This window comes from Bifidobacterium thermacidophilum subsp. thermacidophilum DSM 15837, assembly GCF_000426425.1.
GTDB classification, from domain to species: Bacteria; Actinomycetota; Actinomycetes; order Actinomycetales; family Bifidobacteriaceae; genus Bifidobacterium; species Bifidobacterium thermacidophilum.
In genome coordinates, this window is record NZ_AUFI01000012.1 from 39,231 (window position 1) to 63,356 (window position 24,126).

The following is a 24,126-nucleotide window of genomic DNA, read 5'->3' on the forward strand; positions in this document are numbered from 1 at the left end:
CGTTCCTTTCGTTGTCCTGCAACCCGGTGGTGATGCCTGCAGACGGGATTGGCAATCCCATCGGGGGTATTGATGGGGGCATCGACGGGGGCCAATATCCCTATCGTACAGCGAACGGGTTCGACACTATGCCAAGAAGTGTCGGGAATGTGGGAGTATTCGTCCGCAATGACCGGTGAGACACCTCGAGTGACCAGTATTCGCGATACCGTTGGATAAGCATTCGTCGCATTCAGGTGGAACGATACGCAGGCGGTTTGTTGATGTGATTCGTGTATGGATTGCGCGCTTCACAGGGCATCGGATGCGTTCGCATGGCGAAGACAGGATACGGCAGGTATGAGGAAAACGGCAGAACACAAGAACGCACGGCATGGCAGACAATGGGGGGCAGAGACTTCGACGCGCCCGCTGGCCATCATGCACGCGAAGCCATCCGGCATGCGAATCATCCTCGGATATGTCGCGATGGGCGCCACCGTCATCTCCTACACCGTGTACATGGTCACCATGATTTTGACGATGTTCGTCAACAATCCTGATATCACCCTGCGGTTCGTTATCGAGGATGTGCTGTATCTGGTCATTGTCACCACGCTGATTTTCAGCGCCATGGTGTATCTCGTGACCCGGCAGGGAGCGATGCGCAGGTTCCTCACCCATGAGCGGGTGCCGCGCGCGGTGCTTGACGAGCATTACGCGCATGGGTACGACAAAGGCATTACCGTGCTGATCCCCTCATACGTGGAACAGCCGAAAGTCGTCGCGAAAACCATATGGTCCGCGGCATTGCAGGAATTCCCTGACCTTGCGGTCGTCCTGCTGATCGACGATCCGCCGCATCCGAAGAACGACGAATCCAGACAAATCCTCGAAGCCTGCCGTTCACTGGTCCCCAGTATTCTCGACGAACTCGCGCGTCCCGCGAAACGGTTCACCGAACATCGCAATCTGGCCACCAAGGCGCTCGCCGGGCAGGTGCACGCCCGGCGCAGCATCGTCGCCAGATGCGCGGACGACTACCGTGCGGCTGTGCGCTGGCTGGATGCGAAAGCCGACTATTGGCCGATTGAGGACCATACCGATGAATTCTTCTGCGATCAGGTGCTGCGTGGTCTGGCACGCGACCTGCGACAGACTGAGGACGCGCTAAACGACGCGGTGAACCTACACGACCCGGTCCCCGCCGAGCGTATCGTGCAGCTGTACAACCGGCTCGTATGGATCTTCACCGTCAAAGGCTGGTCGTTCGAGCGCAAGCAGTACATCTCCCTGTCGCAGGAAGGCAACAAGGCGATGAACCTCAACTCGTTCATCGGGCTGATGGGTCACCGCGTCAAACGTGAGGAAATCGCCGACGGCGTGGTGCTGCGTGACGTCAGGCCTGGGGAAGTGCCCGATTTCGTGCTGCGCGACTCCGAATACGTGCTCACCCTGGACGCCGATTCCATGCTGCTGCGCGACTATTGCATCCGGCTCGTCTACCAGCTTGAGCAGCCCGGAAACGAGCATGTGGCGGTCATTCAGACACCGTACTCCTCGTACCGCGGGGCGCCGACGCGTATCGAGCGCATCGCCGCGGCTACCACCGACATCCAGCATGTGCTGCATCAGGGGATGACCTACTACGACGCCACCTTCTGGGTGGGGGCGAACGCCGTGATCCGCAAGCGCGCGCTCGATGACATCTGCGTGGTGTCGACGGAAGGCATGCGAACCGTACGCACGTACATTCAGGACAGGACCGTCATCGAGGACACGGAATCCAGTGTGGACCTCGGCTATTACGGCTGGCATTTGGTGAACTATCCGGAGCGGTTGAGCTACAGCTCGACGCCGCCGGATTTCGGCTCCCTGGTGGTCCAGCGTCGGCGTTGGGCGAACGGCGGCCTATTGATCATCGGCAAGTTCTTCCGGATCGTACGCGCCAGGCGGCGGCAGGGCAATCCGGTACGGCTGGGCGAATGGTGCCTGCGGGTCAACTATATGGCCTCGATCGCATGGTCAAGCTTCGGGTTGCTGTTCCTGCTCGCATACCCATTCGACCAGCGGCTGCTCAGCCCATGGGTGGTCGCCGCATCTATGCCCTATTTCATTACGTATGCGAACGACTTGAAATCCAACGGATACAAGCGTACTGACATCTTCCGCATTTACGGGTTCAATATTGTGCTGCTGACCGTGAATCTTGCGGGCACGCTGAAATCGATCCAGCAGGGCATGACCAACACCAAGATCCCATTCGTGCGCACGCCGAAGGTCAGCAATCGCACCGCCTCGCCGCCGTTGTATGTCGCCATGCCGTGGGCGATTGTGGTGTTCTCGTGCTTTGTGCTGTATGCGGATTACCTGTCTGCCAACTGGGGCAATGCGATTTTCGCCGGATTCAACGCGGTGGTGACCTCGTGGGCGTTGGTGTCGTATATCGGCATTTGGCATTCCATCCAGGATATGGTCGTCGGTTTGGTGCGGTGGTTCTTTGTGCCGGTCAAACAGCCGGTGAAGGCCAGGAAGACGGACAATCCGTCGTGGAAGGATGTGCTGTATTTCGGCGACCGCAAGATGATTTACGAATCCCGTCCGGTGTGAGCCGTCGGTTGGCTGGTATCATCTGGCTGCGGTGCGACTGGGGTGTCGCATGACGGGCTGGTTGCCGCGGGTTGTGGCTTGGTGTGGTGAGATATCTGGTTGTGGTGCGATTGCTGGCTTCATTCAAACTGGTTACGCTGGGACCCTCGTTAGCGTAACCAGTTTGGGAAGAAATGGGCGCGCCCTGATGGCCGGCGCTCCCTAGCGCCGCAGCCTAGCAAGCGTCCAGTGTCTCCGAGCGTCCCGGCGTTTCCCGCCGTCCTGACAGGCTGCGCCCAGCCCGTCAGATCCACGACTTGAACCACATGTGGCTCAGCCAGAACTCGTACGGAACGGGCATCGCCGTCCAGATCGGGTAGAAGAACACCGACACCAGCAGGATCGGCAGCAGCGTGGCCGCCAGCGTAATCCGCCATGTTCCGGCGCTGACCCGTCGGCGCACATGGTCGCCGACATAACAGATCGCGAGAATAATCCACGGCAAGATGACAATCGAGTAGAACGTGAAGGTGGTGCGGTGCAGGTATTGCGCCCACGGCAGCCACCCGCCGATGAAGCCGGCGAGCACCGCCCATATGCGCCAGTCACCGTGCTTGACGATGGCGATGATGATTCCGATGATCACGCACAGGGAGCCAAGCCACCAAATCAGGGGATTGCCCAGGGATGTCACGGCTGCAACGCATTTGGAGTGGGGTGCCAATGAGCATAGCCCCGGATGCCCGTCAAGCTCCTGCCAGTAGAAACTGGTCGGACGTACCTGCAATGGCCATGTGAGCGGGTTCGCCTTGTAATCATGCGGTGTGTCGAGCGTGGTGTGGAACTGCCACATTTCCACGTGATATTCGACAAACGACCGCAATCCCTCCGGCAGCCAGGTGATGCCTTGGCCGGGGTTGTTGCGCGCCCAGTCGTGCATGTACGAATCCGGGTGGATGAACCAGCCGATCCATCCGGCAAGATACGTGCCCGCCCATAGCGGGAGCATATACAGCGCGGTCAGCGGCGCGTCGCACAGCAGCCCGGTGGACAGCCAGCTGCGGTAGCCTGCGCGGTAGCGTTCCCATGCGTCCCAAAGCACACTGATGACGCAGAGCGCTGCCATGAAGTAGATGCCGGACCATTTGACGCCGGTCGCCAGACCGATAAGAATCGCGGCGGCGGCACGATACCAGGAGAACGCGATGACCGGGCCACGCGCGTCAAGCAGCATGCTTTGGTTGCGTCCGGCCGTGTTGGCCGATGACGATACTGCGGCGCCGGCGGTACCGGTCGTATCGTTGGCGTCGCCGCCGGCAACACTCGAATCGCCGTCTGCTGCCTTGCGCTGCGCCCGCCGTGCACGACTGGATGTGTCCGGGACCCAGTGCGCATCCCGACGCGCGGCATCGACCGCGTAATGCGCCCGGAGCTTGACCCGCGCCCAATCGCGGTGCATCAGCAGTAAATCAAACGCGCCGAGCACGAACACCATGATGAAGATATCAAGCAGGCCGGTGCGACTGAGTGTGATGCCCACGCCGTCGACGGACATGAGCAGGCCCGCGGACAGCGCGATCGACATGTTGTTGAAGAGCCGCAACGCCACGCGGATCATGATGATGATCGCGATTGTTCCCGCAATCGCCGTACTCGCACGCCATGCGAAGGTGTTGCCGGCGCCGCCGAACAGTTTCAGCCCGAGTGCGATGCACCATTTGCCGACTGGCGGATGCACGACATATTCGGCGCTGCTCAGCCACCGGTTCGTGTCGCCTTGCGCGAACAAGGTATCGACAGGGAAATCCAGCTTGCGGCGTGTCAAGAACTCCGGCCAGTTGCGCGGCTCGCCGGTCAGCAGCATCGTCCACGCGTCCTTGACGTAATAGGTTTCGTCAAACACCACAGCGCGTGGCTCGCCGAGCCGGATGAACCTCAGCAGGCCGCCGAAGAAGGCCACCAGCACAGTCAACAGCCAGGAAACCAGACGGGGTGCGGCAGCGAGCCGCGCACGCAAGCGGAGCAGGGCTCCGCCGACGCTCGCCGACGGGCGTGTTCGCCCAGAATTCACGGAACTCAACACCATCACTCCCAAAGGTAGAGGATACTGGATATATGACCAGTGACATCGAAGGACGCCAGTCGGCGCCGCAGTCCTTACATGATAGACCCCAACACGCGGAAAACGACATGGGCACGGAGACATCCGCCGGTGTGCGTGTCGAAGTGCCCGCCGGGACGGTGGTACTTGCAGCCACGCCGATCGGCAATGTGGGCGACGCATCGGCGCGGCTGGTGGCCCTGCTGGAGCGCGCGGACATCGTCGCCGCGGAAGACACCCGGCGTCTGTACGACTTGGCGAACCGCCTCGGCGTGCATGTCAGCGGCAAAGTCGTCGCCTACCATGACCACAATGAGCGCAACAAGGCGGACGGGCTGCTGGACAGTGTTGAGGAGGGTGCCACGGTGCTGGTGGTTTCGGACGCCGGCATGCCCACCATCAACGATCCCGGCCTCGCGATTGTGCGCCGAGCCATCGAGCGTGGCCTGCCGGTGACATGCGCACCCGGGCCGAGCGCCGTGCTGGATGCGCTCGCGCTGTCGGGGTTGCCTACAGACCGGTTCTGCTATGAGGGTTTCGTGCCGCGCAAGCATGCCGAACGTATGCAGCGTCTGCGTTCGCTGCGTGCCGAGCAGCGCACCATCGTGTTCTATGAGACGCCGCACCGCATTGCTGAGACCATGCCTGACCTGCTGGGGGAATTCGGGCCGGATCGTCGGATGGCGTTGTGCCGCGAGCTGACCAAGGATTATGAGCAAATCAGACGCGGCACGATTGCGCAGATCAAGCAGTCGGTGGATGACGACCCGCCGCGCGGCGAAATCGTGCTGGTCATTGAAGGCGCGAGCGACGACGAGGCGCGGGATAGCGCGCCTTCCGCGTTGAGCGTGGAGGATTTGGCCGTGCTGTCAATAGACCGCGCACGCGAAGACGGGCTGCGCATCAAGGACGCCATCGCGCAGGTTGTACAGGAACACCCACTGCCGGACGGCTCACTCGCCAATCGCAAGCAGGTGTATTCTGCTGTGCTTGAGATGCGTTCCTGACCTGTGCGCTCGCTGATTGCGCTGTCTTGCGGCGCGTCCCCGGCATCGTCCGACTGTGTGCCGGTCGCTCCCGTCCGCCCCGTCTCTGTGGCAATCGGCCGTCTGCCCGTCCGACCGTCTTGAGCAACCATGCCCGTCTCACGTTTTGTCCATCATGCGGTCATGTTCATCCCGTGGCCTCCCCGCTCGTGGCCTCCCCGAACAAGATGCCGAACGCGTCGCGGATACCGGGGCCGCCCGCTTGCGACACATATTCAAGCAGGGCGGCATCCGCCTTGGGATTGGCGATGAGCCATTTTCGCAGATGCGGGTGCTCGCGTGCAATCAGCCACAGCGTGGGCATATCGGTATCGGGGTCGCAAGCCATGGCGGGCGTAACCACCAGCGGCGGAGGCGGGGGAGACAGCACATCCGTCGCGGCGATCGGCACGGCATCCAGGTCCGCACCCAGATGTCCCGCAGAGCCCGCAGGCGTCCATCGTTGTTGTCGCAACCGTTGCGCCGGTCCCGTCGTTCCCGCCGCCTCAGCTGTCCTGTTCGGTTTGGATGTCGCCGATAATCGTCGTCGTATGCTCATGTCGGCTCCTGTCTGCCATTCGGTGTGCTCACCGCGGCGGTCAGCAGCTCGCGGGCTTGCCGGATATTCGGCCAGTGTCGGCTGTCCGTATTGAAGATGGCAAGGCATTCGGCCATGCCAAATGAGTAGCGGTTCATCAGGCATCGGATGGTTCCTCCCACCTCAAGCTGTTCGTCTGACGCGTCGATCTGCACCAATGCGAGGTCACACGCGGTTCTCGCCGGCGACGTGACTCTCATACCCCCGACCGTGATGATGTACTGGCTGTCGATCTGCCGGTTGAACGGCCGGATTCTGCGCCCGTGCGCCGGCGAACGGTAATGCGCGTCGGACACCACGTCGATGGTCGAGGGAAAGTCCCCTCCCACCCAGATCCAAGCGGCGAGCGATGCGCAGGCGACCACGTTCATCGGCGACGCATGCCGGCAAATCAGCCCTCTGCCGTCAGGAGTATCGGAATGTTCCCCCAGATATGCGCTGATGTCATCGAAATTGTGCAGCACGCCATAATCGGTCATGCGCGTGACGCACATCGGGCCGGGCAGGCGGCATGTGCGGATGATCGGATGACCGCGCTGAATCACGCGACGGCGTTCCGGCGTCCCCTCGCCGCCCAAACGATATCGCGCATCCCCCTCGTAATCGCCGGCGTGCCCCGATGCCGCCGGACATGATTGATGACGCCGCTCGGATACCTCCGGTCGGCGGTGTGCCTGTGTGCACCCTGGCGGTGCGTTTCCTGTCAACATAGTCATACGAGGAAAGATACCGGCGGGATTTCACGCCGGCAACGACGTCGGACCGAAATGTGCATAACCGTGATTACCCGTTGTACGACAACCGTCTGCCCTGTGGATAACTTGCGAGCCGCAGAACGGATTGGCGGTATTTTGCGCAAAATTGCTGATGCGGATTCCGCACGCTTGGCAGGGTTGCCGTCGTGACGGTCCGTTCCGGTCAACGCACCGCAGCGTGGCGACCGTGTCAGACCCGTATCAGGCATGCCGAGCGTGTGTGAGGCCCTCGTGAAGCCTGTGCGGGGCACGCGTGGCGTCTGTCGCGCCCTTGTGCGCGGCTCCCTCTGTCCGCGCTGGGCCTGATAATCGGGCGTATGAGTCATATTTTGGTCAATGTTGCGTGGCCGTACGCGAACGGTCCGCGCCATATCGGGCATGTCGCCGGCTTCGGCGTCCCGTCGGATGTGTACGCGCGCTATCAGCGCATGAAGGGCAATGACGTGCTGATGGTGTCCGGAACCGATGAGCACGGCACCCCGATTCTCGTTGAGGCCGATAAAGAAGGGGTCAGCGCGCAGGAACTCGCGAACCGCTACAACCGCGTGATTGGCAAGGATTTGTGCGATCTCGGCCTGAGCTACGACCTGTTTACCCGCACCACCACCACGAACCACGAGCATGTCGTGCAGGAACTGTTCAAACAGTGCCTGAAGAACGGGTACATCTACAAGGGCACGCAGAAAGTCGCCATCTCCCCGTCCAGCGGGCGTACCCTGCCAGACCGCTATATCGAAGGCACCTGCCCGATTTGCGGCGCCGACGGTGCACGCGGTGACCAGTGCGACAACTGCGGCAACGAACTCGATCCGGACGAGCTGATCAACCCGGTCTCCAAAATCAACGGCGAAACCCCGCGTTTCGAGGAAACCGAGCATTTCTTCCTCGACCTGCCGGCGCTGGCCGAAGCGAACCTCGCTTGGCTCAGGACGCGTGAAGGCTGGCGTACCAACGTCATCAACTTCTCGCTTGGTCTGTTCAAGGAAGTCAAGCCCCGCGCCATCACGCGCGATATCGACTGGGGTATCCCCGTGCCGGTCAAGGGCTGGATTGACAACCCGAACAAGAAGCTGTACGTGTGGTTCGACGCGGTGATCGGCTACCTGTCGGCATCCATTGAATGGGCCCGTCGCAAGGGCGATCCCGAGGCGTGGCGCGCCTGGTGGAACGACCCGGAAACCCCGGGTTATTACTTCATGGGCAAGGACAACATCACCTTCCACTCCCAGATCTGGCCGTCCGAAATGATTGCTTACAACGGCGCCGGCTCAAAGGGTGGCGAGACCGGCAAGCTCGGCCCGCTCAACCTGCCGGAGCAGGTCGTGGCCAGCGAGTTCATGACTATGGAAGGCAAGAAGTTCAGCTCCTCGCGCGGCATCGTGATCTACGTGAAGGATATTCTTGCACGCTACCCGGTGGACGCCGTGCGCTACTACATCTCCGTGGCCGGCCCGGAAACCTCGGATTCCGATTTCACGTGGACCGAATTCGTGCGGCACAACAATGAGGAGCTCGCCTCCAGCTGGGGTAACTTGGTCAACCGTGTCGCCAACCTCATCTATAAGAACTTCGGTGCGATTCCGGAGCTCGACGAGGATTCGATGACCTCCGAGGACCGTGCGCTGCTCGAGGAGACGTCGGCGGCCTTCGACGTGGTTGGCGGGCTGATTGAGCGCCACCACCAGAAGAATGCGCTGAACGAGGCGATGCGCGTGGTCGGCGATATCAACAAGTACATTTCCGCCACCGAACCGTGGAAGATCAAGGATGACGAGAAGCATCTCGCCACCGTGCTGCATGTGGCCGCGCAGGCCGTGGCGGACGCGAACCACCTGCTCGCTCCATTCCTGCCGCATTCCGCGCAGAAGGTGTGGGAGGCGCTCGGCGGCAAGGGCACGTTCTCGCCGCTGCCGCATATCGAGGAGGTCGAGGATCTTGATAATCCGGACTTCCACTACCCGGTGATCACCGGCGATTACAAGCTCGGCGTGAACGTGCACCCGTGGAAGAGCGAGGCCATTGACACCGGCGTTCCGGTCGCCAAGCCGAAGCCGATTTTCGCGAAGATTCCGCAGGAGGCCGTGCAGGAGGAGCTGGACCGCTTCGAGGAGCAGCTCGCCCAGCGCAAGGCCGCGGAAGCCGAGCGTCTGGCCAAGGCGAAGGCGCAGCTGGCTGAGGAAGAGGCCGTTGACAAGCCGGCCAAGACGGCTGAATAATCGCCGGCTGAACAATTGCGGATTGCGTGAATCACGCAAATCATGCGAATATGCCAGGCGGCGGGACCTGCCCTGTGAGGTGGGTCCCGCCGCCTGGTTGATTTTATGATGGTTTTCAGCCTGATATTCTGCGAACCGATTCACCTTCTCGAAGCCACATCGCGCAGCGTGGCGTCGATGTCGGCGTCGATCAGCACCGACCGGTCGACGATCTGCGGCGCGGTGACGGCCTCGCCGAGATTGATGCTGGCGTAGGTTGCGTTGCGGTTGACCGAAGTCCACTGCATGAACGGGAATTTGAAGATGATCGGCGTGTTCCCGCCGCTGCCCAAGTCAAGGAACAGCGTCTGACTGCCGTCAGCCTCGCATGCCCGGCGGGTGTCGAGGAAAGTCTGGTATCGTTCCGCGCACTCATGCCATGTCTCGTCCTCAGCGAAGGTGTCATCGCAGCGCAGGGTCGGCGCCATGGGGAATCCATCATCCGGGCAATACGGGATGAGGTCGTCCGGAATTGTCATGCCGATGCCGGCCCATCCGCTGGCCTCGTCTGGCGCAATCAGCTCACCCCAGTCGTCGGCGGTGTCGGCGGTCATGTGCGCGAAGGTGAAGCCTTGCGCGAGTAGCATGCGCTTGACATCCCGCTCGTTATCGTACGTGCGGGAGGTGCCGGTGCGTGAGCTTTGGAACAGCCCGTAATCGCCCTGCGTGCAGAACAGGCGGTCGTCGGGGAAGCCGGCCCGCTGGAAGCAGTGGTCCACATTCGTGGTGATGACCGTGTAGTCATGGCCGTCGAGCAGACTGCGCAACAGCCCGTACGTATTCTTGGGCGGGGCCATATAGCGGTTGATGTAGATGTGGCGGCTCCACCACGCCCAGTAGGTGTTGAGGTCCGGGTATTCGGCGAACCCGCCGGAATACATGTCGCCGATGCCGTATGTGTTCGCGAAATCGCTGAAATACCGCTCGAAGCGTTCGCCCGAATACGTGTATCCGGCGGATGTGGACATGCCCGAACCTGCGCCGACCACCATGGTGTCCGCATTGCGGATGGCATTCGTGAGACGGGTGATGGCATCCTCGCATGTGGCACGGTTGTCCGTTGCCGGTGGATTGATAGCTGATGACGTGAACAGTGACGTGAACGGCATGGTGGCTTCTTTCTGCGGGTTCCGCGGGGTTGTGATGGGTGCCGGCGCGGTGTAGGGTCCGGCGGTGTGCTTGCCGCCTATGCCGCCTGGCTCCCGGGAATGCCGAGCAGCTGGCGGTAGATATGCTCGTCCGTCTCGCCGAAGACGTCGAAGACGACGGTCGGCGTTGTCGGAGTGCTGTCATGGTCTGAATCGGCCGGTTCGCCTGAGCGGTCGGCCCTGGCGCTTGTGTCCGCATGCCGGTCAAGCCACGCACGCACGGTGCGCACGGCGATTTCAGCCGCCTCCTGCTGTGGGAAGCCGAACACCCCGGTGCTGATGCAGCAGAACACGATGCTGCGCAGGCGGTGTGCGGCGGCGAGGTCAAGGCAGCTGCGATAGCTCGAGGCGAGCAGTTCGCGGTCGCGGTCGCTGGGGTGTCCGGCGGCGATTGGGCCGACGGTATGGATGACATGCGCCGCCGGCAGATTGTACCCCGGCGTGATTTTCGCGCGTCCGGGCGCCTCGGGCGTGCCTTGTTCACGCATAATCCGTGCGCATTCCAAGCGCAGTTCGACGCCTGCGAAGGTGTGGATGGCGTTGTCGATGCACAGATGCCCCGGCGCCCAGCACCCCAGCATCTCGCTGTTGGCCGCGTTGACGATGGCATCCGCCCGGATCGCGGTGATATCGCCGCGCCACAACCGCAGCCGCGGGTCGGTCGCGGAAGAGATAACGCAGGCGTCGTCGATGGCGGTGACACCCCGGTCTGCGATGATATCGTGCAACAGGGCGTCCTGGTCCTTGAGCCACCCCCTGTCCGGCTCAATCGGTTCGCGCGTGTTCACGAACGCACGGAACAGCGCCCACAGGTCCTGCGCGGTCATGGCGGACAGGGCCGCTTCATCGGTGCGGATACCCGGCGTCCAGCCGCCGGTGTGGGCGCGTTCGTTGGCAAGGTAGCTCACCAGCGGTGTCAAGCGTTGCGCAAGCTGGTTCATGTCATGCCTTTCTGGGGGTGGGGCTCCCGTGTTGGTGTGTCTCGTGTCCGGGGCGTGCTCGTAACATCGCGTGACAGACAAGCCCACCTCTCATGACGGTATCGTACCGGTCGTGGAAGGTGGGCATTGGCTTGATGTCGATTACCGCGAAGAGCGGTAAGAACGCGGCTCAGGCTCAGGCGCGCACCACGGAGATGCGCTGGCCGATATGGTTGCCCTCGGCGATCTCATCAACGATGGCGATGGCATAATCGGCATAGCTGATGATGGATTCGCCGCGATCGTTGAGCTTCAGCTCTTCGCCGGCGAGGATGTACTTGCCGGAGCGCTCGCCGTCAGCCTGGAAATCGGCGGCCGGAGAAACGAAGGTCCAGCGCACGTCCTTGCGCTCGCGCAGCTCGGCGAGGGCCTTGCCCTGTGCCTTGGCGAGCGGCTTGAACGCGTCCGGGAAGTCCGGGGTGTCAACGAGCTGTGTCTTGTGCTCGGGGTCCACGTACAGCGAGCCTGCGCCGCCGACAACGATGAGACGCGTGTCGGTGCCCGAGAGAATGTCCGCCAGGTGCTTGAGCGAGGTGGAGTGTTGTGACAGGGTGTCGGGGGTCCAGGCGCCGAAGGCGTCCACGACCGCGTCGAAGCCCTTGAGGTCGTCGGCGGTCAGGTCGAACAGGTCCTTGATGATGGCGTGCTGGGCGGCGGTCTTGTTCTCGCCGCGCACGACGGCGGTGACGTCGAAGCCGCGATCGACGGCTTCCTTGACGATGAGCTCGCCGGCCTTGCCGTTTGCTGCAACAACTGCGGTGGAGGTCATTGGTGTTCCTTACTGTTTGTTGGCTCAAGTCCGATCCGTGGCGCGCTGCCGGTCGGACGACCGCGCTGCGAAGCATGTCAGTATCTTTTTGAACCTCTGTTTCTTTTTGGCACTATTGACTATAGCGCGTATAGTTACAAAAAGAAACCAAGCAAGGGAAAGTGCCTTGGGTACTAATCGGTAACAATTTGATAGTTTCAAGGAAAACGAGGAGCAAAAATCATGACCGAAAAGACGGCTCTCGGCGTGTCGCCCCAGGATTTGCCGGCCTGCCCGGTCGAAACCACGCTCAAGCTGATCGGCAACAAGTGGGAAGTGCTTGTGTTGCGCGATTTGATGCCCGGCACCAAGCGGTTCGGTGAGCTCAAACAATCCATCGGCGGCATCTCGCAGAAAGTGCTGACGTCGAAACTGCGTGAGATGGAGGCCGACGGCTTGGTCGAGCGGCATGTCTTCGCGGAAGTGCCTCCTCGTGTGGAATACTCGCTGACGCCACTGGGGCGCACCTTGAAGCCGGTCCTCGACGCGATGGAGCAGTGGGGCACGGCCTATAAGAAGAGGATTGCCGCCGGGCGGTAGTGTGTTTCGGGCTGGTAAATGCGACAACATGCTGGAATGTGACCACGTCTACACAGTTTCGTTACATATTTGCCAGAGTTTTTTCAGAAACGCGCATCGTTATTCCAAGAATCGAGCGGTTACATAATACATGTCAACGGTTCGACCGGTGGCGAGGCCCATAGGTCGGCCCCATAATTGAACCCCTTCTTCTCTCTTCTCTCTCGCCCGGCGGCTTCTCACCGCCGGGTTTCTTCTTTCTTGCGACAACATGACGTGCGGCGGCATGGCACGTAGTGACGCGATACGCGGCGGCACGTCACGCGGCGGCACGACAGCCAAGTGTGGCGTCGAGTGCCAGACCGCCGTTCCCTTTTACAAACTGGCTACGCTGGGATTTCGCTCAGCGTAGCCAGTTTGTGAGGATGACGGGGATTTCAGTCGCAGCGGTGGGTCAGCGGCTGCCACGGCTCGATATCCACCGGCTCGGTTTCGAGAATCGCCTTCGTCGCCTCGTCCAGATATTCCTTGCGGATGATCAGCTCGGTGACAAACCGGTCGAACCAGTCGGCCGACGCGACATAATAGCCGTCCTTGCCGGCGTCCTTGCCCCAGCTGTTCTCGACTTTCCAACGATTCGGCTTGCCGTCGGCGTCCAGATTCACGCCGGTCAGCGTCATCGCGTGATTGCTTGCGGAATCCCAGTATTCCAAGCCCTGACTCTTATCAAAGGTGAACTCTGTGTCGAACAGCTGGTCCACGCGCACGGTGCCGCGGTCGAAAATCCCGGCGTCGCGCAGCGAGAACTGCATGCAATCGCACGCAAACCAGATCGGATGCCCCGCGCTGAGCTGGTCGATGGCCGCCTTGCGGAACACGTCGAGCGGCACGTTGACGAACTCCATATCCCCGGCTTCCGCCACATTCGCCGTCCACTTGATTCGGTAGCGCTTGCCGAACGGGGTGCGGGTCATCGGCGCGTTGCACAGGGTGACGGCGTCATTCACATCCACCGGCACATACTTGTGCATGAACTCGAGTGGCGTAATGCCGTATTCGCGAATCTGCGGGCGGTCATCGCGGCCGTCCTCGCCTTTGGAATCCTTGTCGGGTTGCGCGTCCACGGTGGTGTTGGAGGACTTGTCGGCGGTCTTCTTGCTGTCGGCGTCATCGTCGCCCTTGGTGCGGGCCAGGAAATCGAAGCGTTCCGGCGGCTCGCCCAGCGCGATGCAGCAGATGCGGTACACGGTCGCCATATCCTCGGTTTTCGCCGCGCGCAGCGCTTCCAGGCTTTCGCCCGCCGCATGACGGTCACGCAAATCGGCGGCGAACTCGCGCAGCTTGGTGTTCAGATACTGCTTGAATGCGTCGGAATTGCGGGAATTCGCGGATTCCGGGTATGCGGACTTCGGGACCAGACCGTACTTGTTGACCAGCGCAACGAACATCTGCCACCAGCCGCCGTCGTCGGCAACAGTATCGTTGATGATTTCGAATACGCGGCTGTCGGTCGGCTCGTCAAGGGTTGCGAGCACGTTCTCCAGATACGTATTCGATTTCTCGATCGCATCCCAGAAGAACAGGTAGGATCCGGAGAACTCGAAATCCTCAAGCTTCCAACGATGCATGAGCTCATAGCGCAGGGTGTTGAGCGAGGCGAACATCCAGCAGCGGCCGGAATGCTCCTGATTCGTGATCGACCCCTGCTTGAGTTCGATTGAGAAGTCGCGCGGGAGCGCACGCACGCCATGGTAATCGGTGGCGGCCTTCAGCACGCCCACGCTGGTGGCTGCGTTCGCCGCGACCGCGTTCGCCCGGTCGGCGTTGAACCGCTGGGAGAATTCGTGCAGCTGTTCGGGCCGCAACGCCTTGGAATCGGCCGGATTGGTGGTGTCGTTCTTCGCCATGATGCTCCTTGCTTGTGTGTGTCGGTGTTGAGTGTGTACGCGTGCCATGCGTATATGTCCAAAACCTTCATCGTACTCCGGGCTGGTTCCGGGCTGTCGGTTGCTTGCTGTCGGTCGTGTGCTGTCGGTTGCGTGCGGTATCGCGTGTATGTCAGGACATACGTCGCGCGTCAAAGCAAGCGTCCGGCAGCCCTCAGATGTCGCTTGTGCGTTGCCGCGTATGTCCGGACATGCGCGAGCCGACGGATATCAAGGGGCCTCGCCGTCCGTTCGTGACTTACGCATGGTTGCGTATGACATCACATGCGCAACCGGGCGGAATATTTCGGGCAACTGGGCAGTTGGGCTGCTGGACAACTGGGCGATCAGGTAGCCAAGCAATCAGGCAGTTGGACAGTCAAGCGGTCAGGGAGCCAATCAGCCAATCAGTCAATACCATGGCCCATCAATGCCGCCCCCGATTAGACTGGAAGCCATGTCCAAGCATCACCATCGCGACCGCAGCTGGGCGCCAGCCCCTGAGCCGCTTCCCACCGACGCGCGCGTCATCGACGATCACACGCATGTGGCGAGCGTCGTCCCCTTCTCCCGCGAAATGAACCGGCAGGCCATCGAACGCGACCAGCCGCCGGTGCCCGTGTACTCGGTCGATGAGTTGCTCGCACAGGCGCAGGCCGTCGGCGTTGAGGGGGTCATCGATGTCGGCTGCGAATATCCGAATCTCGGCACCGCTGTCCAGATGGCCCTCGACCACCCGGGTGTCGTGCATGCGGCGCTCGCCATCCACCCCAATGAGGCCGTATTGCACGGTCACCGCGGCGTTCCCGGGCCGGACGGTCTGCCACTGAGCTACAAGCCCTACCATGACGTCAGTTTCGAGGATGCGCTCGCGAGAGTGCACCGGCTGGCCCTCGACCACCCGCGCGAAGTGGTAGCGATCGGCGAGACCGGCATGGACCTGTTCCGTACTGGTGAAGGCGCCAAAGAGCTGCAACGACAAGCATTCCGCGACCATATCGCGCTCGCCAAGGAGTTGGGCCTGCCCATGCAGATCCACGACCGCGACTCGCATCGGGAAGTCATCGACACGCTGCTTGCGGACGGCAGCCCCGAACGCACGGTGTTCCACAGCTATTCCGGCGACACCGAGATGGGGCGCATCGCCGCCGAACACGGTTGGTATCTGAGCTTTTCGGGAACCGTCAGCTACAAGGGCAACGACGGGATCCGCGAATCGGCGCGGCTCGTCGGTCTCGACCACATCATGGTGGAGACAGATGCTCCGTATCTGAGCCCGATGCCCTACCGCGGGCGTACCAACGCGCCGTACATGATTCCGTACACGCTGGCCGCGCTCGCTGAGGTCTTCGACCTGCCGGTGGCTGAGGTCGCGCGCGCCACCCGTCGCACTACGCGTAAGGTGTACGGCATCTGAGCGGCGGATTGCCCGGCGCCTCAGGGATGCGCAGTAAGTTGCCGATGGTGGCGTATCTTCGGGTTGCTGCGTGGCGGGGGTCACAGGGGCGTCGGGTTGTGCTCGTATTTGCGGCGGGTTGTGGTGGTTGTGCTGGCATCTGTGGGTTCCTGTGCGTTGGCATTGCCGGGGTTCGGCGGTTGTGAGGGTATCTCGGGGTGGCCGTGTGACGGGTGCCACGGGAACGGCGGGTTGCGCACGTATCTACGGCAGATAGTGGCCGTTACGCTGGTGTCTCCCGGTTCCTGTACATCGGCGTCGCCGGGAACCGGCGGTTGCGTGTGTATCTTCGAATCGCCGGTTTCCTGGCGTTTCAGGGACGGTGGGTCGGGTCTCTATCTTTGGGGGAATCGGCGGTTGCACTCGCGGTCGCGGGTTCCTGCATGCCGGTGTCGTCGGCATTGAGCGGTTGCGCGCGGATCTTCCAATCACCATGAAAATTAGACAGAACCGTGAAATACCACCATTTTGCGTCCGGATTGTTGCAATATCTCGTGACCGTCGTATAGACTTGCGGCTGTCTGTAAAGGAATCGTGATGGTACTACGATTCGCTTGCCAGGCATGAGTGTTCACGAGCGGGGAGGGTCCCTGCCAATGGAGGAATGTTATGGCGGAATCACGGCAGCGTGAATCTTCGCATACCGCCAATCAGCCCAAGCAATCAGAAGAGCAGCAAGCTGATGAACGTATGCGTGAGACGTTGCTGAAGGCCGATACCTTCACCAACGCGCCCAAGGTCTCTCGCAAGACGACGACCAAAGAAGAGCGTGAGGTAATCGCCCAGCAGCAAGAAGAAGAACATAAGGAAGCAGAAAAGCTCGCGAAAACAGCGACCAAGGGGGCTATCGGCCGCTGGTGGACCCGGGTGCAATCCGGTCCGAACAAGGTCACCTTCGCGATGGCGGTTGTCACGCTGGGCGTGGTGTACGGCGATATCGGCACCTCGCCGCTGTACACGATGCAGACCTTCCTCAACGGCCAAGGCGGCATCCAGCACGCCGACAGGGAAGCGATCCTCGGTGTGCTGTCGTTGGTATTCTGGTCAATCACCCTGATTACCACCGTCAAATATGTGCTGATTGCCATGCGCATCGACAACAAAGGCGAAGGTGGTATCTTCGCCCTGTATTCGTTGATTCGTAAGTATGGCGGCTGGCTAGCGATCCCTGCGATGCTCGGCGGCGCCGCGTTCCTCGCGGATTCGGTACTCACCCCGGCCGTCTCGATTTCCTCGGCAGTCGAAGGTCTGAAGACCATCCCCGTGTTCGAACCGCTGTTCCGGGAGAACACGAACCTGACGATGATCATCACCGCGATCATCATCCTGCTGCTGTTTTCGGTGCAATCACGCGGTACGGAAAGCATCGGCCGCGTATTCGGCAGCATCGTGATGGTGTGGTTCGGCTTCCTCGCCGTCGTGGGCGTGTTCAACCTGGGCAATGATTGGAGCGTCTTCGCTGCCCTCAACCCGGTGTACGGCCTCCGTTTCCTGTTCAGCCCGCATAACGCCGCCGGCATCGCCCTGATGGGCACGGTCTTCCTGTCGACCACGGGCGCCGAGGCGCTGTATTCGGATATGGGCCACGTGGGTCGCGGCAACATCTACTTCACCTGGCCATTCATCAAGATCGCGCTTGTGCTCAACTACTTCGGGCAGGGCGCGTGGATGCTGCGTAACCAGCACAATCCCGCTCTGGAGAATGTGGACAGCCTCAATCCGTTCTTCCAGATGATGAGCCCGGGTGTGCGTCGTTATCTTGCGGCCGCGCTGTCGGTCACCGCAGGCATCATCGCATCTCAGGCGCTGATCACCGGCGCGTTCACCATGGTCGCCGAAGCCACCGGCCTCAACTGGATGCCGCATCTGCAGGTGCGTTACCCGGCCCGTACACGCGGCCAGCTGTATATCCCGGTGGTCAACGGCGTGCTGTGCGTCTCCACGCTCGCCGTGCTGTTCCTGTTCCGCGATTCGGAGCATATCTCCGCCGCCTACGGCCTCGCGCTGACCATCACGATGATCACCACGACTGTGCTGCTCGCCGTGTACATGTGGTACAACCGACATAAAGTCGGGGCAATCGTGTTCTCGATCGTGTTCCTGTCCATCCAGATCATGTTCTTCATCGCCTCGATGGCGAAGTTCATGCACGGCGGCTGGTTCACGATGCTGCTGACCTTGCTGATCCTGATGATCATGGTCACGTGGAACGACGGCACGAAGATCGAACGTTCGCAGCGTCGCCATATGAAGCGCAAGGATTTCCTGCCCGCTCTCGAGAAGCTGCACGGCGACTTCCGTATCCCGTATTTCGCAGACAATATCGTGTATCTGACATCCGACAGCGAAATGAAGCGGCTGGACACGGATATCTTCTTCTCGATCTTCGCGGACCATCCCAAGCGTGCGCGCGCCTGGTGGGCGGTGTCCGTGCAGACGACCGACGAGCCGTTTACCCGCGAGTATTCGGTGGAGAATTTCGGGACCGATTATCTGTTCCGCGTGAAGATTCGGCTCGGATTCAAGGTCTCTCAGTCCATTCCTGCATACATCCACCAAATCATGCACGATCTGGAGCATACGGGCGAGCTGCCGCAGCAGAAGTCTCAGTACCCGAAGCTCGACGCCAATCCTGGAGTAGGCACGATTAAGTATGTGCTGATTCACAAGGCGCTGATGCCGGAGTCCACGATTTCGCAGCGTGGTGCGTTGTCTTTGCAGATGAAGTACGCGATTCGCCATGCGGCGGGTTCGCCGGTCAAGTGGTTCGGTCTGGCTCCGTACAATCCGCTGATTGAGGTGCAGCCGCTGTTCCTGTCGACGCGTCGGCCGCCGAGGCTCAAGCGTGAAGCGAATAATCTGCGGCAGATTGAGTCCAGTGAGGACGTGCTCGCGCTGACAAAGCCCACAGCGAAATCGTCGGCGAAGTCGTCAACGAAACCGGCGGCGAAACCAGCGGTGAAGTCCGAGAAAGCGTCGAAACCCGCGAAAACTGCGACTGCCGCCAAGCCCGATACTACGGCGAAAGCAGATAACTCCGTGAAACCCGGCAGCAACGCCGGCAAGCAGTCCGTCGCTAAGCCTGCGAAACAAGGCTCGCAGCAGGGCGCCGAGGCCAAGTCCGACCGCGCCTCGCAGTATCACGGCACAGCAAAATCGGGTGGTTCGTCGCGCCAATCAACAGGCCAGCGCAAGAGCCAGTGACCGAAGCCGCCGCTGAACCGGCGACAGCAGCAATGACAGCAGCAATTGAGAGCCGTCCGCAGGGGCGGCTCTTTGCTATAACCAACCCCTATAGCCACGCGCACCAGCCGTGTCCCGCCGCCCGTTAGAGTGGATGGTTATGTGCAGGTTATTGGGTTATGCGACTGCGGGTCTCAACCGCAGTCTGGAGGATGTGCTGGGCGGTCAGGCTGTCAAGGACTTCCGTGCAATGAGCGTGGTCCACAATGACGGCTGGGGCACCGCTTCGTTGCGCACGCCCGAGGAACCGCCGTACCGCAGGGATGGCGGCGCGCCTTCGCCTGAAACCGGCACTCGCCTGTACAAGACCACTACGTCGGCATTGCATGACCCGGTGTTTGAAGATCTCGCCCAGCAGCCGGCTCGCGGCGCGCTGTGGCATTTCCGCCTCGCCAGCTCGCATCTGCCGCTGATTCTGGAGAACCAGCAGCCGTTCTTCGCCAATGGGCTGAGCTTCATCCATAATGGCGATATTTCGGATGAGCAGGGGCGCAACATCATTGAAAACCGTGATTTTCCCGTGGATCACAGCGTATTCCTGTCTACGGGCGGACGCAGCGATTCCGCGGTGTTCTTCGCGGTGATTCTGGAGTACATCGGTTTCGGCTTCCCGCTGGATGAGGCGGTCGCCCAAGCGGTGCGCGAGCTGCGGCAGAGCTACCCGAAATCCAGCTACAACTGCATGATTCAAAGCGGCGACCAGCTGGTGGTGTTGCGCGCGTCCGGGCGGACGGAGGTTCCGCCTCGCATCATGGAGGTCTACTCGGGGTACGGCTGGCAGCAGCATGCTATCGACTATCGCGTGATTCGGTATCGGCGAATTCTGGGCGTTGACGGCACGGCGGAGGGCGTGGTCGTCGCCAGCTCCGGCTTCCCGCAGAGCGAGGCCGACGGCTGGACGGAGCTTGACAACGACCAGATGCTCGTCGCCTCGAACCGCACCGGCGAGTTCCGCATCGAAACCATCTGAGTCGCCCTCACCCAAACTGTCTACGCTGGGAGGCTTGTCAGCGTAGACAGTTTGGGTGAGGGGCGCTCCTGGCTCAACGGGCGGAAGGGATTCGGCTTGCTCCCTACAATGGACGGTATGAGTGGATATGTTCCGACACTGGCCCAAGTCGATGAGCTGCACAGGAAAATCGCGCCATCGCAGGCCGCATATGATCTGATACACACGCATTGCGTCATCGTGGCGACCATCGCCCGCGAAATCGTGAGGCACCAGAACGCGCTGTTCGTGCGGCGCTGCACGCTGCCAACAGATTCATCCGGGCGACCCGACCCCTCGCAGGCTGCGGCCTCCGACGGCATCACCGGCGGCGAAATCCCGCCGAGGCTCCTGGACGAGAACCTTGTGGTGATCGGCGGATTGCTGCACGACATCGGCACGTACCGTGTGCTCAAACACGACGGGTCCGACGGCAAGCCCCTGAAATTCGACGGGCCGCACTACATCGAGCACGGCCTGCTTGGCTACCAGTACCTGCTGGATGAGGGCGTGGACGAGTCCATCGCCCAGTTCGCTCGCAACCATACCGGCGTGGGGCTCACGAAAGACGAGGTAATCCGGCAGGGTCTGCCGTTGCCGCCGGCAGACTATGTGCCCGTGAACCTCGAGCAAGAGGTGGTCATGGTCGCTGATAAATACAACAGTAAATCCGTGCCTCCGAAGTTCCTCACCGCGCAATCTTACGCGAACAAGGCGGCCCGTTTCGGCGAGGCGAACCGCCGAGCATGGCTCGACTTGGTCGACAAGTACGGCGAGCCGGACATTCCAGCGCTCGCCGAGCAGTTCCACCAGCGCGTGGTATGAGCTTAGCTTGGTCCGGGTTGCTACGCTCTTGCTTAGACAACCTGGGCACGGTTTGACAATGGCCTGCATCCCCACTTTCGGAGGTGCAGGCCATTGTTCTATCGCGTATCGGCGCTAGCGTTTGTTCGGCTGCGCTGATTTCCGTCAGTCGTACAGCGTGAACGCCTCGTCGCAGGCGTCGGCCACGTCATCATTGTCGGTGACGATGATGACGCAACGTCCGGAATCCGCGGTCCGCCGATTCGGGTGGGCGAGCTTGTTGAGCAGGTCGAGGATGGTTGTGGCGCCTTCCTTGTCGAGACCGCCCGTCGGCTCGTCGAGCAGCAGGACCTCGGCCTCGCAGCAGATGGCACGTGCGATGGCCAGACGCCTGCGGTCAATCTCCCGAAGCTTGCCTGCAGGCGTGTGCACGAGCGCTTCGTAGTTCTCGACGGCAAGGTCGCTGCCATCGCCGAAACCGGTCTGGTCCAGCAGGTCACGCGCGATATCGGGCTTGGGCTGCAGGAAGTTGCGGCCGGACGCGTCCATCGTGTACACGAGGTTGGCGATGGCATCCAAGTCGTCGCGGATTGCATAGCGTTGCGGCACCACGCCTAGACGGTGTGCGCGCGCTTCAGCCGGGTCGAAAGAGGCGAGATCGCTGCTTTTCAGCCTGACCCTGCCGCTGGTTGGGAACACCATGCCTGAGGCGACGGCCATGAATCCGGCGCGCTGCTCGGCGTCATCGGGGTCGACCATGATTGCGTACGTGCGGCCGATATAGCAGTCCATGCTGATGTTGTCGAGCACGTCACGGCCGGTTTTGCGGTTGCTCAGGATGACGTTGTTGAAAGCGAACGACGGGTATGCCTTCAGTGTGATGTGGCGGCGTTGGCGTAGTTCCCTGTCGATGTGGGATGATGCGCGGGTCGCGGTGTCGGCGTGCGCAACCGTCCGGGCGCTGCGGGTGTGCGGGGCGGCTGCGGAGATCTTGGGTTTGGCGGTGTTGCCGGCGGCCGTCTTGTCGGATGCTGGTGCCGCTGCGGTTGCATCGAGTGTCGCCTTGCTGGCGTTTTCGGCGTCGGCGTTTGCGTTTTCGGCTTGCGCATCCGCGTCCGCATGTGCAGCTTGCTCGTCTGCGCTTTCGGCTGCATCGCCGGTCTCATCAGCCGTGGCGGTATCTGCGGTATCGAGATCGGCGTCATCCGCGGTGTCGTCAATAACGACGCTGAACTGCACGGATTCCGTGGATTCGTCCAGCTGTTCGATCTGGTCGGCCTTGGTCGGCTCGTTGTTTTCGCTCACTTGGATTCCTCCTTGGTCGGCTTGGTCTCCTTGGTCTGCTCGGCTTGTGTCGTCGGCGCGTTTTCGACGTCTCCCGTGTCTCCCGCATCTCCGGCGCTGTCGTCGCTTTCGGCATTGCTGACGCTGGCGTAATCGCCGCTGTCACGCGGTGCGAACAGCGAAATCCTGCGCACGGCGACCACACGGAACATGGCGATGAACGACAGCACCAGGCAAGCGAGCAGGCCGTAGCCGATGGTCTGCCACACAAGGCTCGCGGACATTGTCACGTCATAGCCACCGGCAAGCTGATGGGTGAGCGGCTTGGTGCCGAATCCGCCGGCCAGCGCGCCAATCGCGAAGCCAAATACCGTGGGGAACAGGACTTCGAGCATGAACTGCCATGCAATGCGCGCCTTGGTGACGCCGACCAGCATGGCGGTCGCGATTTCGCCGCGGCGGTGCACCAGACCGAGCACAACCAGCGCAACGAGCAGCAGCCCGCCGACAATCAGCAGCACAATCCGGGCGATACGCAGGCGTTCCGCCAACTTGCCCAGCGGCTTGATGCTTTCGGTGTAGGCCTCAAGCGAAGTAGAAACGATTTCGTAGCCGGCTGGCAGCTTCGCCTTCTTGACCAGCGCGACGAACTTCTTGTACGCGCTCACGCTGTCAAGCGTAAAGGTGACCTGAAGATCCGGAACCGCCCATCCTTTGCCGGTGGTCGTGTCGAAGTTGTTGATGGCGAACGCGTAATAACCGACGAAAATCGCGTTGTCGCGGTTGTCTTTTGCCAGTTTCGTGGAGGCGGCCGTCTGCCCGTCCTTGTACCGGTAGATGCCGGCGACCTTGAGTTTGACGGTGGTCTTCGCGTCGGTGGGGCTGGCGATGGTGAAGGTGTCGCCGACCTTGAGATTGTTCTTCTTGGCGACGGTTTCGGAGATCAGCGCTGACGTCGAATCCGTGCTGGATGTGGAGTAGGAGAGGTTCTTGCCCTTGACGATGGTAAAGGCGCCCTGTGCATTGGCGGCTGCGGCCTCCTTGCTGTAGAAGGTGCGCAACGTGAACTCGCCGCCGGTCTTGCTGGCATCCTGGTCGGCGGTGCCTGCAACGGCCTTGAACTTCGACGTCTGCCTGACCGGCACGGATTCGGTGAAGGTGTAGGTGAAGCTGATGCTGGCACTTTGCGCGGCGCTGGCGTACGTGGAATATTGCGTCCACGACAGGTAGTTCTTGGTCCAGCTGGAGTCGGCGCCGTTGTACTTGGACTGTACGGATTGCTTAAGCTTCAAATCGAAGGTGGGCTTTTGGGCGTCATAGCCGGAGCCGTACGCGGTGTCGCTTGCCTGGATGACCGCAGTGGAAAACATCGTTCCGAAAGTGACAATCAGGGCGGTGATGATGGTGAGCAACGAACGCCACTTATGGCGTGTGAGCGCTGCCCATGCGTTCTTGAGAACGAACATGCGGTACTTCTCCAGTCTCTGGCGGTGCTGACCGCCGGGTGCGTACATGGTGGCGTTGGCCGGGACGCTCCGGTCGGCGGGGCAATGATCCCATACCAACACTATTGCTAGTCTACGTTCGTGTAGTCTTGCACGACACTGGCATTGTACTTGCGAAATGCTGGGAAAATCGTAAATGCGCAGCGTTTTCATTCCTGTACGTG

17 protein-coding genes are annotated in these 24,126 nt (G+C 61.3%); 8 read left to right on the top strand and 9 right to left on the bottom strand.

Going from position 1 to position 24,126, the window contains the following annotated elements; genetic code table 11:
- The first annotated feature begins 339 nt into the window (after positions 1 to 339).
- Positions 340 to 2,589, top strand: a complete 2,250-nt coding sequence (locus tag K315_RS0107930; protein ID WP_029576965.1) for a glycosyltransferase family 2 protein — start codon at positions 340 to 342, stop codon at positions 2,587 to 2,589.
- 283 nt (positions 2,590 to 2,872) lie between these two features.
- Here K315_RS0107930 and K315_RS0107935 read toward each other — a convergent pair whose 3' ends face one another.
- Positions 2,873 to 4,654: a dolichyl-phosphate-mannose--protein mannosyltransferase gene (locus K315_RS0107935; protein WP_033520870.1), complete on the bottom strand. Its 1,782-nt coding sequence runs from the start codon at positions 4,652 to 4,654 to the stop codon at positions 2,873 to 2,875.
- 104 nt (positions 4,655 to 4,758) lie between these two features.
- Between K315_RS0107935 and rsmI the strand changes: the two genes are divergently transcribed.
- Positions 4,759 to 5,676, top strand: coding sequence for a 16S rRNA (cytidine(1402)-2'-O)-methyltransferase (gene rsmI, locus K315_RS0107940; RefSeq protein ID WP_238556375.1), 918 nt, complete (start codon positions 4,759 to 4,761; stop codon positions 5,674 to 5,676).
- Positions 5,677 to 5,842: 166 nt separating this feature from the next.
- Here rsmI and K315_RS10780 read toward each other — a convergent pair whose 3' ends face one another.
- Positions 5,843 to 6,253, bottom strand: a complete 411-nt coding sequence (locus K315_RS10780) for a variant leucine-rich repeat-containing protein (RefSeq protein WP_238556369.1) — start codon at positions 6,251 to 6,253, stop codon at positions 5,843 to 5,845.
- Positions 6,250 to 6,771, bottom strand: a complete 522-nt coding sequence (locus tag K315_RS0107950) for a hypothetical protein (RefSeq protein WP_211219735.1) — start codon at positions 6,769 to 6,771, stop codon at positions 6,250 to 6,252. Before K315_RS0107950 ends, K315_RS10780 begins: the two co-directional genes overlap by 4 nt.
- Positions 6,772 to 7,364: 593 nt before the next feature.
- Between K315_RS0107950 and metG the strand changes: the two genes are divergently transcribed.
- Complete coding sequence (metG, locus tag K315_RS0107955) at positions 7,365 to 9,263, top strand: methionine--tRNA ligase (RefSeq protein WP_029576970.1); 1,899 nt, start codon at positions 7,365 to 7,367, stop codon at positions 9,261 to 9,263.
- A 140-nt stretch (positions 9,264 to 9,403) separates the two neighbouring features.
- On the opposite strand, the gene K315_RS0107960 is transcribed toward metG, so the two are convergent.
- The 3 genes from K315_RS0107960 to K315_RS0107970 all read right to left on the bottom strand — a co-directional run bounded on the left by K315_RS0107960 (position 9,404) and on the right by K315_RS0107970 (position 12,199).
- Complete coding sequence (locus K315_RS0107960) at positions 9,404 to 10,411, bottom strand: SIR2 family NAD-dependent protein deacylase (RefSeq protein WP_029576971.1); 1,008 nt, start codon at positions 10,409 to 10,411, stop codon at positions 9,404 to 9,406.
- Between the two features lie 77 nt (positions 10,412 to 10,488).
- Entirely contained in the window at positions 10,489 to 11,391 is a 903-nt protein-coding gene (locus K315_RS0107965; RefSeq protein WP_029576972.1) for a protein-ADP-ribose hydrolase, read from the bottom strand.
- Between the two features lie 175 nt (positions 11,392 to 11,566).
- A complete protein-coding gene (locus tag K315_RS0107970) occupies positions 11,567 to 12,199 on the bottom strand; it encodes an NAD(P)-dependent oxidoreductase (protein WP_029576973.1) in 633 nt (210 codons plus the stop codon).
- A 222-nt stretch (positions 12,200 to 12,421) separates the two neighbouring features.
- Between K315_RS0107970 and K315_RS0107975 the strand changes: the two genes are divergently transcribed.
- Positions 12,422 to 12,778 carry a winged helix-turn-helix transcriptional regulator gene (locus tag K315_RS0107975; protein WP_033507100.1) on the top strand — a complete coding sequence of 119 codons (357 nt, stop codon included), beginning with the start codon at positions 12,422 to 12,424 and terminating at the stop codon, positions 12,776 to 12,778.
- A 416-nt stretch (positions 12,779 to 13,194) separates the two neighbouring features.
- On the opposite strand, the gene K315_RS0107980 is transcribed toward K315_RS0107975, so the two are convergent.
- Positions 13,195 to 14,664 carry a C1 family peptidase gene (locus tag K315_RS0107980; RefSeq protein WP_044085604.1) on the bottom strand — a complete coding sequence of 490 codons (1,470 nt, stop codon included), beginning with the start codon at positions 14,662 to 14,664 and terminating at the stop codon, positions 13,195 to 13,197.
- 475 nt (positions 14,665 to 15,139) lie between these two features.
- Between K315_RS0107980 and K315_RS0107985 the strand changes: the two genes are divergently transcribed.
- From K315_RS0107985 to K315_RS0108005, 4 genes are all read left to right on the top strand, one after another.
- Complete coding sequence (locus K315_RS0107985) at positions 15,140 to 16,099, top strand: TatD family hydrolase (RefSeq protein ID WP_029576976.1); 960 nt, start codon at positions 15,140 to 15,142, stop codon at positions 16,097 to 16,099.
- A gap of 729 nt (positions 16,100 to 16,828) precedes the next feature.
- The gene (locus K315_RS0107990; protein ID WP_425304047.1) at positions 16,829 to 19,342 is read left to right on the top strand and encodes a KUP/HAK/KT family potassium transporter; all 2,514 of its coding nucleotides are present in this window, start codon (positions 16,829 to 16,831) and stop codon (positions 19,340 to 19,342) included.
- A gap of 139 nt (positions 19,343 to 19,481) precedes the next feature.
- Positions 19,482 to 20,351, top strand: coding sequence for a class II glutamine amidotransferase (locus K315_RS0108000; RefSeq protein ID WP_029576978.1), 870 nt, complete (start codon positions 19,482 to 19,484; stop codon positions 20,349 to 20,351).
- A 117-nt stretch (positions 20,352 to 20,468) separates the two neighbouring features.
- Positions 20,469 to 21,194, top strand: a complete 726-nt coding sequence (locus K315_RS0108005) for an HD domain-containing protein (protein WP_029576979.1) — start codon at positions 20,469 to 20,471, stop codon at positions 21,192 to 21,194.
- A gap of 144 nt (positions 21,195 to 21,338) precedes the next feature.
- Here the strand turns inward: K315_RS0108005 and K315_RS0108010 are convergent, their stop codons facing one another.
- Both K315_RS0108010 and K315_RS0108015 read right to left on the bottom strand, forming a co-directional pair.
- Positions 21,339 to 22,478, bottom strand: a complete 1,140-nt coding sequence (locus tag K315_RS0108010) for an ATP-binding cassette domain-containing protein (RefSeq protein ID WP_029576980.1) — start codon at positions 22,476 to 22,478, stop codon at positions 21,339 to 21,341.
- Positions 22,475 to 23,923 carry an ABC transporter permease gene (locus K315_RS0108015; RefSeq protein WP_029576981.1) on the bottom strand — a complete coding sequence of 483 codons (1,449 nt, stop codon included), beginning with the start codon at positions 23,921 to 23,923 and terminating at the stop codon, positions 22,475 to 22,477. Before K315_RS0108015 ends, K315_RS0108010 begins: the two co-directional genes overlap by 4 nt.
- Positions 23,924 to 24,126 lie beyond the last annotated feature (203 nt).

What these genes read in the sequence shown, in the direction of transcription:
- K315_RS0107930 (WP_029576965.1), top strand. Translation starts at nt 340, where the DNA reads ATGAGGAAAACGGCAGAACACAAGAACGCACGGCATGGCAGACAATGG.
- K315_RS0107935 (WP_033520870.1), bottom strand. Translation starts at nt 4,654, where the DNA reads ATGGTGTTGAGTTCCGTGAATTCTGGGCGAACACGCCCGTCGGCGAGC.
- rsmI (WP_238556375.1), top strand. Translation starts at nt 4,759, where the DNA reads ATGGGCACGGAGACATCCGCCGGTGTGCGTGTCGAAGTGCCCGCCGGG.
- K315_RS10780 (WP_238556369.1), bottom strand. Translation starts at nt 6,253, where the DNA reads ATGAGCATACGACGACGATTATCGGCGACATCCAAACCGAACAGGACA.
- K315_RS0107950 (WP_211219735.1), bottom strand. Translation starts at nt 6,771, where the DNA reads ATGACCGATTATGGCGTGCTGCACAATTTCGATGACATCAGCGCATAT.
- metG (WP_029576970.1), top strand. Translation starts at nt 7,365, where the DNA reads ATGAGTCATATTTTGGTCAATGTTGCGTGGCCGTACGCGAACGGTCCG.
- K315_RS0107960 (WP_029576971.1), bottom strand. Translation starts at nt 10,411, where the DNA reads ATGCCGTTCACGTCACTGTTCACGTCATCAGCTATCAATCCACCGGCA.
- K315_RS0107965 (WP_029576972.1), bottom strand. Translation starts at nt 11,391, where the DNA reads ATGAACCAGCTTGCGCAACGCTTGACACCGCTGGTGAGCTACCTTGCC.
- K315_RS0107970 (WP_029576973.1), bottom strand. Translation starts at nt 12,199, where the DNA reads ATGACCTCCACCGCAGTTGTTGCAGCAAACGGCAAGGCCGGCGAGCTC.
- K315_RS0107975 (WP_033507100.1), top strand. Translation starts at nt 12,422, where the DNA reads ATGACCGAAAAGACGGCTCTCGGCGTGTCGCCCCAGGATTTGCCGGCC.
- K315_RS0107980 (WP_044085604.1), bottom strand. Translation starts at nt 14,664, where the DNA reads ATGGCGAAGAACGACACCACCAATCCGGCCGATTCCAAGGCGTTGCGG.
- K315_RS0107985 (WP_029576976.1), top strand. Translation starts at nt 15,140, where the DNA reads ATGTCCAAGCATCACCATCGCGACCGCAGCTGGGCGCCAGCCCCTGAG.
- K315_RS0107990 (WP_425304047.1), top strand. Translation starts at nt 16,829, where the DNA reads ATGCGTGAGACGTTGCTGAAGGCCGATACCTTCACCAACGCGCCCAAG.
- K315_RS0108000 (WP_029576978.1), top strand. Translation starts at nt 19,482, where the DNA reads ATGTGCAGGTTATTGGGTTATGCGACTGCGGGTCTCAACCGCAGTCTG.
- K315_RS0108005 (WP_029576979.1), top strand. Translation starts at nt 20,469, where the DNA reads ATGAGTGGATATGTTCCGACACTGGCCCAAGTCGATGAGCTGCACAGG.
- K315_RS0108015 (WP_029576981.1), bottom strand. Translation starts at nt 23,923, where the DNA reads ATGTTCGTTCTCAAGAACGCATGGGCAGCGCTCACACGCCATAAGTGG.